At 55.4% G+C, this 16935-nt stretch carries 9 protein-coding genes; 4 read left to right on the top strand and 5 right to left on the bottom strand.

The window, feature by feature from the left end:
• Positions 1 to 160: 160 nt before the first annotated feature.
• Positions 161 to 730, bottom strand: coding sequence for an NADPH-dependent FMN reductase (gene ssuE, locus NYE26_RS00785; protein WP_036732673.1), 570 nt, complete (start codon positions 728 to 730; stop codon positions 161 to 163).
• A gap of 407 nt (positions 731 to 1137) precedes the next feature.
• On the opposite strand from ssuE, the gene serS reads away from it, so the two are divergent.
• The 4 genes from serS to NYE26_RS00765 all read left to right on the top strand — a co-directional run bounded on the left by serS (position 1138) and on the right by NYE26_RS00765 (position 11405).
• Positions 1138 to 2430 (top strand): serine--tRNA ligase, encoded by a 1293-nt coding sequence (serS, locus tag NYE26_RS00780; RefSeq protein ID WP_339253206.1) that lies wholly within the window; start codon positions 1138 to 1140, stop codon positions 2428 to 2430.
• 286 nt (positions 2431 to 2716) lie between these two features.
• The gene (locus tag NYE26_RS00775; protein WP_339253204.1) at positions 2717 to 9025 is read left to right on the top strand and encodes an S-layer homology domain-containing protein; all 6309 of its coding nucleotides are present in this window, start codon (positions 2717 to 2719) and stop codon (positions 9023 to 9025) included.
• 197 nt (positions 9026 to 9222) lie between these two features.
• On the top strand, positions 9223 to 10128 hold the full coding sequence (locus NYE26_RS00770) for a metalloregulator ArsR/SmtB family transcription factor (RefSeq protein WP_339253202.1): 906 nt from the start codon (positions 9223 to 9225) through the stop codon (positions 10126 to 10128).
• Positions 10129 to 10133: 5 nt separating this feature from the next.
• The gene (locus NYE26_RS00765; protein WP_339253200.1) at positions 10134 to 11405 is read left to right on the top strand and encodes an MFS transporter; all 1272 of its coding nucleotides are present in this window, start codon (positions 10134 to 10136) and stop codon (positions 11403 to 11405) included.
• A gap of 402 nt (positions 11406 to 11807) precedes the next feature.
• Here the strand turns inward: NYE26_RS00765 and NYE26_RS00760 are convergent, their stop codons facing one another.
• From NYE26_RS00760 to NYE26_RS00745, 4 genes are all read right to left on the bottom strand, one after another.
• Complete coding sequence (locus NYE26_RS00760; protein WP_036732690.1) at positions 11808 to 12443, bottom strand: histidine phosphatase family protein; 636 nt, start codon at positions 12441 to 12443, stop codon at positions 11808 to 11810.
• 93 nt (positions 12444 to 12536) lie between these two features.
• A complete protein-coding gene (locus NYE26_RS00755; RefSeq protein WP_339253198.1) occupies positions 12537 to 13340 on the bottom strand; it encodes an AAC(3) family N-acetyltransferase in 804 nt (267 codons plus the stop codon).
• 107 nt (positions 13341 to 13447) lie between these two features.
• Complete coding sequence (locus NYE26_RS00750; protein ID WP_339253196.1) at positions 13448 to 15031, bottom strand: response regulator; 1584 nt, start codon at positions 15029 to 15031, stop codon at positions 13448 to 13450.
• Entirely contained in the window at positions 15024 to 16922 is a 1899-nt protein-coding gene (locus tag NYE26_RS00745) for a histidine kinase (protein ID WP_339253194.1), read from the bottom strand. Before NYE26_RS00745 ends, NYE26_RS00750 begins: the two co-directional genes overlap by 8 nt.
• Positions 16923 to 16935: the final 13 nt, after the last annotated feature.

Below are 16935 nucleotides of genomic sequence, written 5' to 3'. Positions count from 1 at the left end.
CGGATCACCCAAAGAACTCTTAATCACAAATTTACACACACCTTTTCCACAACAGCAGGAATTATAGTTTCCTATATAACCAAAAAGGCACTAAACTCCCGCATCCGGGTGGTTTAGTGCCTTTTGATTGTACCAGGATGATCGGACCGGCAGCGTAACCTTATTCCGCGGCTCCTGTCTGTCCTGCCTTGCGCCCCACCTTATGCTCCGTCTCCTCCGCCAGCTCCTCCAGCACGCTGTTAAGGCGTAAACGCAGCTCTTCAGCCAGCTCAACTACGCCCTGGTCGTTACGAACCGCCTGGGAGTCTACGGCGTAGACGCCGCCAAGAATGTAGCGGGCGCCAAGCACGGACAGTACCGGCTTCAGTGCATAGTCGATCGCCAGCAGATGTGCAAGACTTCCGCCCATGAAGAGCGGCAGGACGATTTTGCCGGCCAGCCCTTTTTGCGGCACCAGATCCAGGAAGGTCTTCAGTACTCCCGTGTAAGAAGCCTTATATACCGGACTGACTACGATTACCGCATCAGCTTCCGCTACGAGCCCATTCGCCTTGACGATGGCTTCGCTCTCGAATTTGGTATGGATCAGATCCTCCGCAGGCAGCTCCGCCACATTGATCCGCTCCACTTCATACCCGCGCTCCCGCAGGGCATTCTCTGCATACTCAATCACGGCATTGATCCGTGAGACCAGCGAGGGTGTTCCGTTAATTACGACTATTTTGGCCATTTCCGCACCTCTTCCGTCCGCATAATAGGATAAACCGGGCTGCTTCGCCGGGCATCAATACTTTAAATTAGTAATAATCCTAGCAGAGTACAAGGAATATTGTCAAACCCCTCTTATGCTTGCAAACCGCTGCCGCTCTGGTTATAATAAACGGCAAACCTATATCCCGACCAGGCCAACGACCGGCATCCAACCGCGAGGCGTCTGCGACCGGAGCAGCTTCCTGTTCCCTAAGTTTACCGGGTTTCGCCCGTTACCGCGAAGACCAAAGAGGGCCTGATTCCGCGCTGCTTAGCTGCTATACGTGAATGAGGTCAACCTGGGTGGCACCGCGAGCTGACGCTCCTCGTCCCATGGATGAGGGCGTTTTTTGCGTTTTTTTACCCACACTTAAGGAGCGGATGCAGATGTTGGATATGAATTGGATCAGGGAGAATGAGGACATTGTACGGAAGACGGCCGAATGGAAAAGATTGAAGTTCCCCCTGGAGGAACTTCTGGAGTGGGATGACCGGCGGCGGGAGGTACGCCGGGCCACCGAGCAGCGGCGCGCGGAGCGCAACGCGCTGACGAAGGAGGTCGAGCGCCTGCTGCGCGGGGGCGACGTTTCGGGTGGCGAGCTGGCCAAGGAGCAGGTGCGGGTGATCAACGGCCAGCTGACTCTGCTGGAGGCGGAGCTTCTGGATGCGGAGCAGCGCTGCGGCGAGCTGCTGCTGCTCGCGCCGAATCCCGTGTCGGCGGATACGCCGATCGGGCCGGATGACAGCGCGAATGTGGAGCTGCGGCGGCATGGCGCGCCGCCGGTGTTCGGCTTCCGCGCGCGGGACCATGTCGAGCTCGGAGAGCTGCACGACATCATCGACCTTCCGCGCGGTGTCAAAGCCGGAGGGCCCCGCAGCTATGTGCTGAAGGGGGCCGGGCTGCTGCTGCATCTTGCCGTGCAGCGGCTGGCCCTCGATGTGCTGATGCAGCGCGGCTTCACCCCGATGGATGTGCCCGTGATCGTCCGGCCGGAAGCGCTGGAGCGGACCGGGTTCTTCCCCGGCGGCCGGGACCAGACCTACGAGCTGACAGGCGAGAAGCGCTGGCTGGCCGGGACCTCGGAGGTGTCGCTGGTCTCGCTGTACAGCGATGAGATTCTGGAGCTGGATCAGCCGCTGCGGCTGGCCGGGATGTCGGCCTGCTTCCGCCGTGAGGTGGGTTCGGCCGGCCGCGATGTGCGCGGGCTGTACCGGGTCCACCAGTTCTCGAAGATCGAGCAGGTGGTCATGTGCAAGAATGATCCCGCAGAATCGGAGCAGATGCTCCAGGAGATTCTCGGCAATGCCGAGCATATTCTTCAGCTGCTGGAGCTGCCTTACCGGGTAGTCGCCGTCTGTAGCGGAGACATGGCGATGAAGACCCATAAGCAGTATGACATCGAGACCTGGATGCCGGGCAGAGAAGCTTACGGGGAGACCCACTCGGCTTCCAATCTGCTCGACTTCCAGGCCCGCCGCTCGGGCATCCGCTACCGTGATGAAGAGGGGCGGCTGCAATACTGCCATACCTTGAACAACACAGCGGTCGCCACGCCGCGCATTCTGATTCCGCTGCTGGAGAACCACCAGCAGGAGGACGGATCGATCTATATCCCGCAGGCACTACGGCCTTATATGGGCGGGGCAGAGCGGATTGAACCGGGATTGAATCACGGCTGATTTCCGGCTCTACAACGTCGACTATAATTGATTTTCTATTAATAATCGATAATAGCCCTTCCCCATATATTGGGGAAGGGCTATTTATATAGATTTTATACTAAACATTTCTACTGTTTTTATGCATTTCTAATAAACTTCTCTATTATTCTTTTGAATTGGTCTCAAATTAATATATATTTATATGAAGCGACCCTTTATTTAACAATTAAATGGTAGAATAATGGGGAATGCCAATCATAGTTTTGAGAGGAGTGGGTTTAGGATCATGGTTATTTCTCACAGGATGCGAAGATGGCTGTCTGCAGGGTTATCCGTGCTAATGCTGCTCGGACTGTTAACGCCTGCTGGACAAAGTGCACAGGCAACAGCGGATAACAGTAATATTGTAATCTCACAAGTCTACGGTGGCGGCGGCAACGGCGGCGCTAAATACAAAAATGACTTCATTGAATTATACAATCCTACGGATACAGCAGTGAGTCTTGAGGGATGGAAGGTGCGTTATGCCAGTGCCAATGGTGACCTAAGTAACACATCCGACATCTCAGTATTAACAGGAACCATTGCCGCGAAGGGATACTTTCTGATCCAGCAATCGGCTGGTACCGGAGGTACGGTTGAATTGCCCGCCCCTGATTATACAGGAACATTAAAGCTTGGAGCTACCAATGGCAAAATTGACCTTGTAGATGCCTCCAATGCAGGTGTTGATATGGTTGGCTTCGGAACTGCCACTACTTATGAAGGCAGCGGAGCTACAGCCGCACTAAGCAGTACCCTTGCCGCAGTGCGCAAGACCGCAGACATTTCACCTGCAGATAACCGTGCCTTCGATACCGATAATAACTCTAAGGACTTCACCGTCCAGCCCCCTGATCCCCGCAATAGCCATTATGGTCTCAGTCAGACTGTAGCGCCGGTTATTGCCACTCCGTCTGCCAATGCCTGGCCCACAGGCACTGAAATCTCCCTTAATACTTCAACCGTTGGCGCATCCGTGTACGCCGCAGTCTACATAGACGGCGCCGAAGCGGCATTCAAGCCATACAGCGGACCCATACTGCTGAATGCACCCACAACCATCAAGACCTATGCTGCCGTATCGGATTCAGTGTACAGTACGGTAAGGAGTTATGATTACACCCTGCTTCAACAACAGGATATTGCCTCTGTCCGCCCGGCACCTAAGGGTCAAAACGTATGGACGGAAGGAACGGTTACACACATCGACGGCGCAAAAATGTACATTCAGGATGGCACTGCAGGCCTTGTGCTGTACGGGTACCCTGACTTCGCCAAAGCAGGAGATATTGTTAATATTCAAGGTGTTATGGATATCTACAGTAACCTCCAGGAACTTAAACCGTCCGCTGGGCTTAACTACAGTGTAGTGACTCCGGATGCCGGTGTTCCTGCTCCCCAGTTAATCACCGCCGCAGAACTGACAACAGCAAATGGTGAAGCTTATGAGGCTAAACTTGTCACACTTGAGAATGTGACGATCAAAAGTAAAGACGGTAAGAATGTCACCGCCATTCAAGCAGAGCAGCCGTTCAGAATTTACTCTGACCTGCCTCAACTGACCGCAGAAAAGCATTTTGATAGAATCACCGGTGTTATTGAACAGTTTAATGATATCTATCAATTCATTCCGCTGAATGCCGAGAGTCTGGTAGAAGAGCTCTTCTCTGTGACCGCCAGCCCCGGCGCCGGACGAATCATTAGCGGAGGCTCTGTAACACTATCCAGTCCTACAGAAGGAGCAGCTGTCTATTATACGCTCGACGGCTCAGAACCTACCGTGTCCAGTACGTTGTATACCGTTCCGATTACGATTACTAAGGATACTGTAATTAAAGCTATCGCTTCCATTCCGGGCCAGACCAGCAAAGTATTCACGTTCAGTTATACCGCTTCAGCGCCTCCGCGCATCCATGATATTCAAGGGGAATCCCATGCCTCTGAATATGCCGGCCAGACCGTTACGGATGTCGAGGGGATTGTTACCCAGTATGGATATACATTTGCGAACGGCAATTATAAAGGCTTTTTCATACAGGACCCTAAGCCGGATACCAACGACAATACCTCAGAAGGCATATTCGTATACAGCACGAACTCCAGCCTGAAACCCGATATTGGAGATCATGTGACTGTATCGGGTATGGTGTCGGAGTACAATGAGGGTAGCAGCAAGAATCTGACCTCCACCCAAATTACACTCAGTACAATCAAGACGGTTGCCAAAAACGTAAAACTTCCTGAGCCTGTAGTTCTGGGCAAAGGCGGGCGGATCATCCCGTCCTCAGTCATCGACGATGATAAACTAACCGAATTCCAGCCCGATGAGGATGCTATGGACTTTTATGAATCGCTTGAGGGGATGCTCGTTACACTTCCGACTCCTACGATTCTCAGTCCGTATTGGACAAGCGGCGGCGGTACCTCCACCGTATATAACATTCCTACGAGAGTGGACAATACGATGGACGATGTTATTACACCGGCAGGCGGACTTGTTCTAAAAGACGCCAAAAACCTTAATCCGCAGCGGCTGCTGATCGCCTATGGCAATCCCGGCCAAGAGGTTGGTACCGGTGATACATTCAACGGTGATGTGACCGGAGTAATCGGCTACAACAATGGAAATTTCAAGGTTATTCCGGCGAATGGAAGTCTGCCCGGCATTACGCAAGGAAGCTTCACACAGGAGACCTCTACGATTGCTGTAGCTGAGGACAAGCTGCTGGTGGCTTCGTATAATATCGAGAACTATTACCCTGGCGTAGGAGCCGCGAAGATTCAGAAGCTGGCTCAGTCCATCGCTGTAAATCTCCAGAAGCCGGATATTATCAGCGTCGTTGAAATGCAGGACAGCAGCGGCGAGGTGGACAACGGTATCGTGGAAGCCAATGCCGCCGAGCTGATCGAAGCGATTCAGACCGCCGGAGGCCCGGCGTACCAGTATATTGATATTGCTCCATCGGATAAAGCAGACGGCGGTGCTCCCGGCGGTAACATCCGGGTCGGGTTCCTCTACAATCCGGCAAGAGTCAAGCTGTCTGACAGCATCAGCGGACAGAAGGGTTCCGCTCTGCAAGCGGTCAGCTACAATGCGGCTGCGGACAAGCTCACCTACAATCCGGGAAGAATTGACCCGGCGAACGATGCCTTTAAAGAATCCCGCAAACCGCTGGCTGCTCAATTCGAGTTCAAAGGCAAGAAGGTCATTGTGATTGCCAATCACTTCAATTCCAAGTCGGGGGATAACGGCCCGTTTGAGAACGTTCAGCCGCCGGTTTTGTCAAGTGAGACACAGCGTCACAAGATTGCCGCCGTCGTGAACGGCTTCGTCAAGGATGTGCTCGCAGCCAACCCGTCGGCGAATATTATTGCCATGGGCGACTTGAATGATTTCCAATTCACGAAGACCGTAGACATTCTCAAAGGCAATGAGCTGGACAATCTGATTGACAAGCTGCCGCTTAATGAACAGTACACTTATACGTATGACGGAAACTCACAGGTACTGGATCATATTTTGGCGAGTAAAAATATTGCGAAATCCGCAGAAATGGACGTTGTCCATCTTAATGCAGACTTCCCGGCATCGCGTGGACGGGCATCCGACCATGATCCGGTAGTCGCTCAGTTCGACCTATCCAACTTCGCTCTGCGTGTGCTGCACACGAATGACACGCATGGACATCTGGAGACCATTGCCAAGCGTGCTACGGCGATCAAGCAGGAACGCAATCCCTATACTCTACTGTTAGATGCAGGAGATGTGTTCTCAGGGACACTCTATTCCACTACGTTTAAAGGCATGGCGGATGTTGATTTCATGAACGACCTCGGCTATGACGCGATGACCTTCGGCAACCATGAATTTGATCAGAATAAGGATCATCCTGAATACCTGAGAAATTTCGTGGAAGCGGCGAAATTCCCGTTCGCGAGCGCAAACATTGACTTTACCTCTAAGAACAGTGAGCTTGCAGACCGGTACCACAACGATATCGTTACCATCGGCGAAGGTGACACCGCGTATAACGGGAACATCTATCCGGCTGTAATCAAAGACGTTTACGGAGAAAAGGTCGGTATCTTCGGTCTGACCACTGAGGATACGGTCGGATTATCTTCTCCGGGAGATAAGATTAGCTTCAAGGACCATATTGAGAGCGCGAAGAACACTGTATCGATGCTCGAAGCTAAAGGGGTTAATAAGATTATCGCGGTAACCCATCTGGGGTATACCGTAGACAAGAATCTCGCTGCAGCTGTGGACGGCATTGATATCATTGTCGGCGGTCATTCTCATACCAAGATCGACAACCCTCCTGAGTCGGTTACCAACGTTGGTACAGGTAAACCTGTGCTGGTCGTCCAGACGGGAGAATACGGTCAAAATCTGGGTGAGCTGAACGTTGTCTTTGACAAGAACGGCGACATTGTATCGTACAATGGCAAGCTGCTGGACGTAGCCAAATACGCTGAAGATCCGGCGGCCAAAGCCAAGCTGGCTTCAACATACGATTCCAAGCTCGAAGCGGTCCGCAGCCAGGTCGTAGGCCGCTCCGAAGTTGACCTCTACACCAACCGCGACATTGACGGGAAATCCGTCCGCGTGGTGCGCAAGGAAGAGACACCGATCGGCAACATGATTGCAGACAGCATCGCGGAAAAGGTCACCGAGCTGATGCCTAACTTCGTGTCCAAGGATGAGCTGGGTACGATCAAAGGCGTCGTAGCCATTCAGAATGGCGGAGGCATCCGTGCGGCGATTGACAAGGGCGAGATCACTATGGGAGAAGTGTTGACCACTCTTCCGTTCAATAACAGCCTGGTCGCCCTGAAGGTTACCGGCGCAGAGATCATCTCTTCTCTGGAGAACGCAGTCAGCGGCCTCGAAACCGACCAGGGACGTTTCGCCCATGTCTCGGGGATGAAATACACGTATGATTCGACTAAAAAACCAGAGATTGTGAGTTCATTGACCGGTCAGGTGACCCAGACCGGGGAACGCATCATCTCCGTTGAGATCAAGCAGACGGACGGATCTTACCAGCCGATTGATCCGGCAGGCTATTATATTCTGTCCACGAACTCCTTCATGGCTGGCGGCGGGGACTTCTACCGCGCACTGGCTTCAGCCAAGGCGGATGGACGTTATTATGAACTGGGTCTTCCCGACTTCGAAGTCCTGCTGGCCTATCTGAAGAAGCATAATCCGGTAAATTCAAGCGTTGAAGGACGGATCACCGATCTGAAGGGTGCCGTTCCAAACCCAAGTCCGACTGTAACGCCTACTCCGGCTCCAACCACGGCACCGGAAGGCGGAAGCCCAGGGGGCACCGGAGGAGTGACTCCTACGGCAACGCCATCAGTAACCTCTACTCCAAGCGCGGCAGCACCGCAGGTTACCACGCTTACAGCAGCAGAGCTTACAGCGAAGCTGGCCGCACTGCCAGCCGGTTCTAGTGAGCTGATCATCCCGCTTACAGCGTCGGCAGGAGGCGCACAGGTTGTCCTGCCAGGCAGTGTGCTGGTTCAGCAGGCGGCTGCCCGCCCTGATACCGTGCTTACCTTTACCTCATCAGGCGGAGCCTCCTACTCCCTGCCGCTGAGCGTTGTGAACGGATCAGCACTGGCTGCAAGACTTGGCACCGGGGAGTTCACGGTCACTGTCTCGCTGCTTCAGGCCGGACCTGCTGCACTTGACGGTCTGAACAAGGCCATCGCCGCACAGGCAGGTACTATCACCGTTGCTGCACCCGTCATTGAATTCAGTGTCACTGCCCAGGCAGGCACCACCAGCGTACCGCTGAACAGCTTCGGCAGTACCTATGTGAAGCGGACCCTTACCGCCACTGGCGCACTGAATGCCTCGGAGGCAACCGGGGTCACCTATGACCCGGCCACGGGCAAGCTTTCCTTCGTGCCTTCTGTCTTCGCAAGCCCGGCAGACGGACATACAGAGGTAACGATCAAGCGCAACAGCAACAGCTATTACACTGTGGTGAAGTCGTCCAAGACCTTCGGCGATACTACCGGACACTGGGCACAATCGGCCATTGAGCTGCTGGCCTCGAAGCTGGTGATTACCGGCACCAGCAGCACCGCTTTCTCACCTGCCCAGTCCATAACACGGGCAGAGTTCGCAGCCTTGATCACCCGCTCGCTGGGGCTTGCACCGGCAGCAACAGGAACATCCTTCAGTGATGTCCGTGCTGGCGCATGGTACACGGATGCTGTACAGACAGCAGCAGCCGCGGGTCTGATTACCGGTTATACCGATGGCAGCTTCAAGCCGGGCAGTCCGATTACCCGGCAGGAGATGGCAGCCGTCCTGTCCAAAGCTATGAAATACACCGGCAAGAACCTGACGGCCGATTCGGCTGTACTGGCTAAATTCCGCGATGCCTCAAGCATCCCGGCCTGGTCCAGAGCAGCGGTAGCAGAGATCGCCGCCGCAGGCATCATCCAGGGTACCCCTGATGGTGCGTTCGCTCCGGCGAAGCTGGCTACCCGTGCGGAAGCGGCTACGATGCTGGAGAAGACCTTGAAGTCGCTGCAATTCATTAACTAACGCACGCACGCTACAGCGTTATACGAGGTTTAAATCAGTAAAGGCGGTTCCCAAGGCGCATGATGCGCTGATGGGAACCGCCTTTTTTTGAATAATAAGATTTGCCAAACTAGAAAAGTTCGTTTATGATAAAACAAATATAAGTTCTATGTTTATAGAACAATTATCTCTACTACACCAGAAAGCAGGAATTCCTTATGGATTATAAAGTAACTGTGGACTTCGCGCCTGTCTATGAATGCATTACCAGCCTGAACGCCTTTATCGGCAAGCAAAATCATACGGCTATGGATGCCGGGACCTCCTGGGTCCGCCAGGTCCAGACGCAGTTTGCCCCTGTCATGCTCCAGCGCATGAAGGAAGTGCTGAAGCTCACCGATAATTTCAGTCTCTCACCCTACATCTGGAGCTGTCCCGGAGAGCGTACGCCGGAGGAATTCCTGCATTGGTTCGAAGAATTGTCTCCGGGGGAGCTCTACGACATTGCCGGGCGGTTCGGGCAGAGTGTGCCTGCGAATCTTGCCGGGCTGCGGGATGCTGCGGCTGAAGTGATCCGGGTGTGGAATGACAGCTATTTCAGCAGCATTGAACCGGCCATCATAGAAGGGCTGCGGCAGGAGGCCGAAGCACGGGCAGCGATGCTGGACGGAACGAATGATATGGCCATCTACGAGGCAGCTACCGAAGGGATGCGGCTCTATCCGTCTAAGACGCTGAAGCAGGTTATTATCACTCCGCAGTATCATGCCCGTCCGCTGGTTATCTCCTCTCAATATGATGAGTTTGTGTTCACCAGCTACTCTTGTGATGCGCTTCCCCCCGGAGAAGGACGGCCCGCTGCCGCGCTGCTGCGGCTTACCCGGGCGTTATCGGATGAGACCCGGCTGTTCATTCTCCGGCAGCTTACCGGCAGCCAGATGAATTTCACGGAGATTGTGAAGGCGGTCCAGCTGTCCAAAAGCACGATTCACTACCACCTGATCGCGCTGCGCGCAGCAGGTCTGGTTATCGTTCACACCAGCGGCAAAAGTGTCTCCTACAGCCTGCGGCTGGAGGCTCTGGACGATCTGCCTGGGCAAATTGAGGATTACCTGAAGGGGTGAGAAAGTTGCAGAAACGGAGCTATTACGGATTGTTATCCACGGTTTCACTCAGCGCCTTCGGCGATGCCTTTGGGCTGCTGGCCATGGAGTGGCTGGTCTATGACCTGACCGGCTCCAAGGTAGCAATGGGGGCGCTTGCGCTCAGCTCCATGATTCCCGAGCAAGTACTGCGCCTGCTCGGCTCGCCGCTATCCGACCGGCTGCCCCGCGTGCGGTTCATGGCCTGCCTTGCCGTGCTGCGGCTGCTGGCGCTCCTGCTTCCGCTCGGCATGGGCCTCGCCGGCCATCTCCAGCTCTGGCAGCTGTTCGCGGCCGCCAGCCTGAGCGGCGCCTGCTCCGCGCTGTTCCTGCCGACGGCCATGGCCGTCATCCCGGAAATCGCCGGAACCGGCAAGCTGATGCGTGCCTTCGCCATCATTGACGGCTGCAAGGGCGCTGCCGTGCTGCTCGGTCCAGCGCTTGCCGGTATCCTGACCGCGGCCAGCGGCGCCTTGCCAGCGCTCGGGGTCAACGCCGTCTGCTATATGGCTGCGATTGCCATGCTGCTGTGGCTGCCCCGGATGGGCAAGCCCGCCGGGCCGCCTGCTGCTGCCGTTTCCGTGTCCGGCTATCTGCGGGAGGTAGCCGAAGGCTTCTCGTTCTATCGGCGGTTCCCGGCCATGCTGACGATCATGATGATGGCTGCCGTCAGCAATCTTAGCTCCACAGCCATATGGACGATGATGGTCCCTTATGTCCGCGAGGTGCTGCACCGCAATGCGGCGGCTGTAGGTACGCTGTCTACAGCTTCTGCGCTTGGGTATCTCACCGGACTCGGGGTCATCTCCATCATGGGCGAGATTAAGCAGCGGCGCGCTGTCATGCTGGGCAGCCTGGGCTTGTCAGGTATCGTCACCATGCTGTGGGGCTTCATCCCCAGCTATGCCTTCGCCTTGTTCGCCGTATTCGCCGCCGGGCTGATGGGGCCGTTCTTCAGTTCCCTAAGCTCCTCCCTGCACGGGCGGCTCGTACCCGGTCAGCTTCAGGGCCGGGTGAATTCGGTCCGCTTCCTGATTGGCGGGAGCCTGTCGCCGATTGGCGCCTTGGCAGCCGGTACGGTCGCTGAGCTGTACGGGGTTCCTGTGCTTTTGATTGCCGCAGGTCTTCTTCCAGTGCTTTACGCCGGAGTGGCCCTGCGCCTGCCCGGCCTGAAAGCGCTGGACGGCGACCTGTCTGTGCTGGAGCAGCGGGACCGCCAGCGCCAGGAGGCTGCGCTGACGGGCAATGCATCTATGTAGATGGACCTTAAGGAGCTGACAGTGTTGAATTTCGTGCAGGATCTCTGCGTAGATCGCCCCTATCAAGCTCCAGTGTTGCACTTTATACAAGATTTTTCTTAATTTGTTACTGGTTATGGCACATTGTTGCAGCTTTTGCAGGATTTCGGGCGATTCGGGGCTAACGGGAGCTGGATTGTTGCATTTCGCGCAGGATCTCCGCACAGGCCGTTCTTATCGAGCCCCATTGTTGCATTTCATGCAGGATTCCTACACACTGCCCCCTAGCGAGCCCCAGTGTTGCACAATGTGCAAAATTCCCGCGCACGCCTTATGCCGCCCCACGCCAAACAGGCGATGCCACATGCGCATCGCCTGTTTATCGTAGCTCTACCTGCTGTGCTGCTATCCAGTAACTGCTACTCAGGACTCCAGCCCGCCCTCACTGGTCACATAATGACTGGTGTCCCCGTGCAGCACAATCTCCGGCACGCCGTCAGTAATATCAATTCTGCATAGGCAGGTAGGGTGAATGTAGGGCAGATCCCATAGCTTGTCCATGGCCCGGTCTTCAAAATAAGCCATCAACACCTTCACTACTACCGTATGAGTGGCAATAAGGATCGTGCCGCCTTCGTGCAGGTCTATGAGCTCACGCAACTTGCCGAGCGCACGCTCCTGCACTGCTGCGAAGGTCTCGCCGCCCTGGATGCTGAACAGCGCCGGGTCCCCCCAGAATAGCTGGTGCTGCTCCGGGTACTGCTCCTCCAGCTCACCGGCCTCCCGGCCTTCCCAGACGCCAAGGTTAATCTCTTTGAACTCATCATAAGCGGTAAGCGGGATCTCCCGCCCGCCCCGGATAATCTCTGCCGTCCGCAGCGCCCGGGGGCTGGAGCTGGCATAGACCGCGTCCAGATGGACATCCTTCATAGCCTTGCCCAGCCACTCCGCCTGCTGGACGCCCAGTGGCGTAAGCGGCGAATCCTGATGACCCTGCATCCGCTTCTGCACATTCCATTCCGTCTGCCCGTGTCTTGTAATATACACCGTTGTAGTCATGAATTCCGATTCCCCTTTACCCAATTATGTATCGATGATTGGACCATTCCGGCCGCTATGACACCAGCATGTGCCAATCGTCTCATTCAGGGTCTACCTGCGGCGGCGCTCCAGCCACTTCACCCCATAATCGACAATCTCCCGCTGCGGGACCAGCTGCGCCGCAGATGCTGCAATGAAGCCCTTGGCAATCCGCCCGGTCTCCTTGTCAAAGTCCGCGCCAAGCTGAGCGAAATCATCCGAATTCCAGTTGTAATCACTGAACTCCACCCATTGCCGGACGCCATCCACCAGCATCGGAGCACCTGCGATAACCTCCTGCTTCCCTGCATAATCGGCCCGGTGCTCCGCGAGATGCAGCGAGGTATTGTTCCCATGGTCCACGCCAAGCAGCAGCACGCTTCCCCCCAGTTCATAGATCCGGGCCAGCGGCGACCGCTCTCCGAAGGCATATTCCAGGCTATGGCTGTCAATAATGACATCCCGGTGCTTCCCCCAGGCGGCAAAAGAATCAATCGGATGGCTGCTGCGCCGCACACCCCGCTGCTTGCGGAAGCAGTCCGGGATAATCCCCATACCGCGAATAGGCGTCAGGTACGGGTCGTACGCCGGCATATGCTCCCGGATCTCCGGCCACCAGGCCTCCGGCACCGGCGGTCTGCTCCAGCCTGACGGATCGGTCAGACATGAGGATTGCGTCGGTATCACCAGCGTTCCTTCCTCGCCCAGCACCTGCTCCAGCGCGAGGATCACGGCAACAGGTCCGCCTGCCACCCACTGCCCGAGTGACTTCAAGGAGGAGTGCAGCAGCAGCGTCATCCCCTCCTGCACACCCAGCTGCCGGAAATCGGCGGCAAGCCTATCTGCCGTAATCAGTGTTCCTTGGATCTCTTCCATACAAATACCTCCAGACCTTCCATCTATCCTATCATAGACCAGAACCTCAAGTCTTGCCACCCGGCCCTTAACTCCCGCTCATTATCGTTCCAGCATCTGCCCTAGCCCTAAGACTCCTTATCCTCAGCCTGGCCGGGATAACGCCCCATCAGCAGCTTCGCCCGGTACTCTCCGGGGGAGATGCCCTCCAGCTCCTTGAATACCCGTGCGAACTGCTTGCTGTTCTCGAAGCCGACGGACTCAGAGACGGAGGCCAGCTTGACCCGGTTATCGGCCAGCAGCTCCTTGGCGTGACGGATGCGGACTTTTTTGAGATACAGCACGAAGCTCTCCCCGGTATAGGCCTTGAAGGCCTCACTGAAATAAGAATAGTTCAGGGACACGTAATTACTGACCATCGCCATGTTCAGCGGACGCGCATAATTCGCTTCGATATACGCCAGCGCTTCCTCCATATCGGCATGCTCGGTATGGGCGGATTTGATGCCTATAATATAATCGTTAACGCTCAGGAGCAGATGCTCCAGCGCACGGTAATAGTCGTGGAAATGGCGGAAGTTATGCAGGTTGCCCACTTGGCGGTAGAGCTTCAGCACCTCCACCGAAGCTTCGCCATGTGTACGGAACACCTCATCCAGTACGCGTTCATTCATACTCCGCCCGACATGCTCCAGGTAGCTCAGATCCAGCCTCAGCAGATGCTCCGTCTGAAAAATAACCCCAAGCAACGCCTTGATCTCCTTCTCCCGCCCGGTTCCGAGCATATTGAGCAGCTTCCGCAGCTCCTCCTCCGGGAGCGGGAAGCTCAGCCGTCCGGCCTGAATATCCGCATAGTCCACGAAGCTGGCCTGCGGCGACAGGAAGGTGTACTGCAGCGCCCGGCAAGCCTCCAGATAACAGGCGCGGAACTGCCCGGCACTGCGGCTCTCGCTGCTGATTCCGAGCAGCAGCCGCGTAAGCTCCTTGGATTCGGCCTTCCTTGCCAGCTCCAGGAAGCTCTCCCCCTCTCCGACAAGCACCAGCTTCCCATCCCCGTCCGTCAGGATCTCCTTGAATTTGTGCTCCAGCGGTCCGCTGAGCTGCTCCAGCAGCCCCTGCACCTCTCCAGGCTTCATCCGTGTACCGTCACTGTGATAATAGTTCAGCACCCCTACTGTAAAAGGCAGCGCAAGCCCCGCAAGCTCCTCCTGCTGCGCAGATGATACCTCGCTCTCCTGCTGCATCAGGAGGCTGCGCAGACGGGCCGCCCGCAGCTCGCGGCGGTAGCCCTCTGCTTCCTGCAGCTGTTTGTGGCTGCTGGATTCCCGCTCTTCCCCTTCCTTGGCTATCCGCTCCAGAATCTCGAACAGCTCCTCACGGCGGATCGGCTTCAGCAGATAATCCTTGACGCGGTAGCGGATCGCGCTTTTGGCATATTCGAAATCATCATGGCCGCTGAGTATAATGACAGCCGGAGCTTCATCCGCCGCTGCTTCCGCAGACAGCCGCGCCAGCAGTGTAATTCCGTCCATGATCGGCATCCGGATATCGGTGATAATCACATCCTGCCGCTCCTGTTTGTACAGCTCCAGTGCTTCCGCGCCGTTGCCCGCCATCGATATGCTGTAGACAGCCGGATATTCCCGTTCAATCATCGCCTTCAGGCCTAAACGGATCATTTTTTCATCATCCACAATCAGCAGATTAGTCATAGCTGTTATCCCCCGTCAATAGAACTTTGGGCAGTGACATGTACACGGCCGTCCATTTTCCCGCTTCGCTCTGTACCTCGAGCCCGTAGGCTTCACCGTAGAATAGCTGCAGCCGCTGATGCACATTGCGCAGTCCGACGCCGCCCGCCTTATATCCTCCGCTGCTGATCCCGGAAGCGTCCGCTCCAGGCTCCTCTTTCGCATAGATCGCCTCATGCAGCGCCAGCAGCCGCTCCGGCGTCAGTCCCAGACCATTGTCGCGCACGACAATGAGAATCTCCGTCCCAACCTCCGTCAGATTAATCCGCACCACGCGGTCCGTAAGCTCGACTCCGTCCGCGTTCCAGGCATGCTTCACACTGTTCTCGACAATCGGCTGCAGCGACATTTTAAGCACCTCCACTTCCAGATAAGCGCTGTCAATATCCAGCTCTAACCGGATGGTATGCTCGAACCTGATGTTCATAACCTCCACATAATTCTCAATATGGCGGATCTCGTCCCTCAGCTTGACGTATTCTCCGCTCCACTTGAAATTATAACGCATCATGCCGCCCAGCCGGGTCAATGCATCCGAGATGGTCCGCTGGTTCTCGATTTCGGCCAGCATCTTGATATTCTCCAGCGTATTATAGAGGAAGTGGGCATCGATCTGATTATGCAGGGTGCGCAGCTCCGCTTCCTTGGAGAGCGCCTGCTTATGGACCGCCTGGGCCACCAGCGTATTGATCGTATTCAGCAGCTTCGAGAAATGATGGGCCAGCTCCCCGACCTCACCGCCGCCGTTGACCCGGATGCTGCCGTAAGGCTCACCTCTGCGGACCTTCTTCATCGTCTCGGTCAGGCGGCGGAGATTCTTCAGAATAAATGCGTTCATGATATAGGCAATGATCGTTACCAGGAAAATAAAAACGATATTCGCCCCAATAATCAGGTTGCGGGTACGCGAAATATCCTTCATTAATCCCTTCATGGAGACCACCGTGACCAGGGAAGCATTAATCTGCTCCAGCGGCGCTTGAATCAGCAGGAATGAATTCCCGTTCTCCTCGTAATCCATCTCCCATCCGCCCATCTTACGGTAGACATCCAGCCGTTCTTTAACGGCCGCAGAGAGTCCCGGATTCTCCTCCAAGAAGGAGTGGTCCGTCCGGGTGAACAGGTTCAGCTCCTCATCTGCGATCATCATCTGCGATTCATTGTCCTGTACAGAGGTGAACGCCTTAGGTGCGAACTTGCTCAGCTGCATATCGACCTGCACCATCCCGACATGATGCCCGGCAGGAATGCTTTTCTCTTTAAGCAGCGACACCTTGGCCGGACCAGCCTCCACTTCCCCTGCGTAGCGCTTCATGAGGTCGGGATCCCGCTTCTGAAAGGACCAGTAATGCTGTCCCTCCATCTGCAGCGCTTTTTGAAACCACGGTTCCATCGATACCCGGTCCTCACTGAAAATAACCGGCCATAGCTCATGCACATTCTTATTGCTGGAGAACAGCCGCAGATGCTCAATATTCGGATTATTGAATTGCATCTGGCTCAAGCTCACAAAGGTAGTTGTATTGAAATCGATCAGTTCTCCAAGCGAAGGCTCATCCTCGCTGACCAGATAGCTCTCCACCCCTTTATCCGAGGAAGCCATCTGGGCGACACGTTCCATCGCTTCAATCTGGTTGAGCACATACAGCTTCTCCATCTGGAGGAGATAGCTGTTCTTCTCAATAGAATCACGTTTATACGTATTATTGATCGCTCTGTACGAATAGAGGGACACCAGCAGGCTGGGTCCCAGAATAATGAAGATATAAGCGGCAATCAGCCGGCTCTGCAGCGATCTCCGCCCCCACCAGTAGCGGAAGGAATTCCATAAGGCCCCTGTTCGTTCGCGCATGCTCACCTCGCAC

Source organism: Paenibacillus sp. FSL P2-0136 (assembly GCF_037975325.1).
Lineage (GTDB): Bacteria > Bacillota > Bacilli > Paenibacillales > Paenibacillaceae > Paenibacillus_AQ > Paenibacillus_AQ silagei.
This window is presented reverse-complemented; position numbering and strand designations above follow the sequence as displayed.

Coding starts and splice junctions, on each gene's coding strand:
- serS (WP_339253206.1), top strand. CDS start 1,138: ATGTTGGATATGAATTGGATCAGGGAGAATGAGGACATTGTACGGAAG.
- NYE26_RS00770 (WP_339253202.1), top strand. CDS start 9,223: ATGGATTATAAAGTAACTGTGGACTTCGCGCCTGTCTATGAATGCATT.
- ssuE (WP_036732673.1), bottom strand. CDS start 730: ATGGCCAAAATAGTCGTAATTAACGGAACACCCTCGCTGGTCTCACGG.
- NYE26_RS00755 (WP_339253198.1), bottom strand. CDS start 13,340: ATGGAAGAGATCCAAGGAACACTGATTACGGCAGATAGGCTTGCCGCC.
- NYE26_RS00775 (WP_339253204.1), top strand. CDS start 2,717: ATGCGAAGATGGCTGTCTGCAGGGTTATCCGTGCTAATGCTGCTCGGA.
- NYE26_RS00745 (WP_339253194.1), bottom strand. CDS start 16,922: ATGCGCGAACGAACAGGGGCCTTATGGAATTCCTTCCGCTACTGGTGG.
- NYE26_RS00750 (WP_339253196.1), bottom strand. CDS start 15,031: ATGACTAATCTGCTGATTGTGGATGATGAAAAAATGATCCGTTTAGGC.
- NYE26_RS00760 (WP_036732690.1), bottom strand. CDS start 12,443: ATGACTACAACGGTGTATATTACAAGACACGGGCAGACGGAATGGAAT.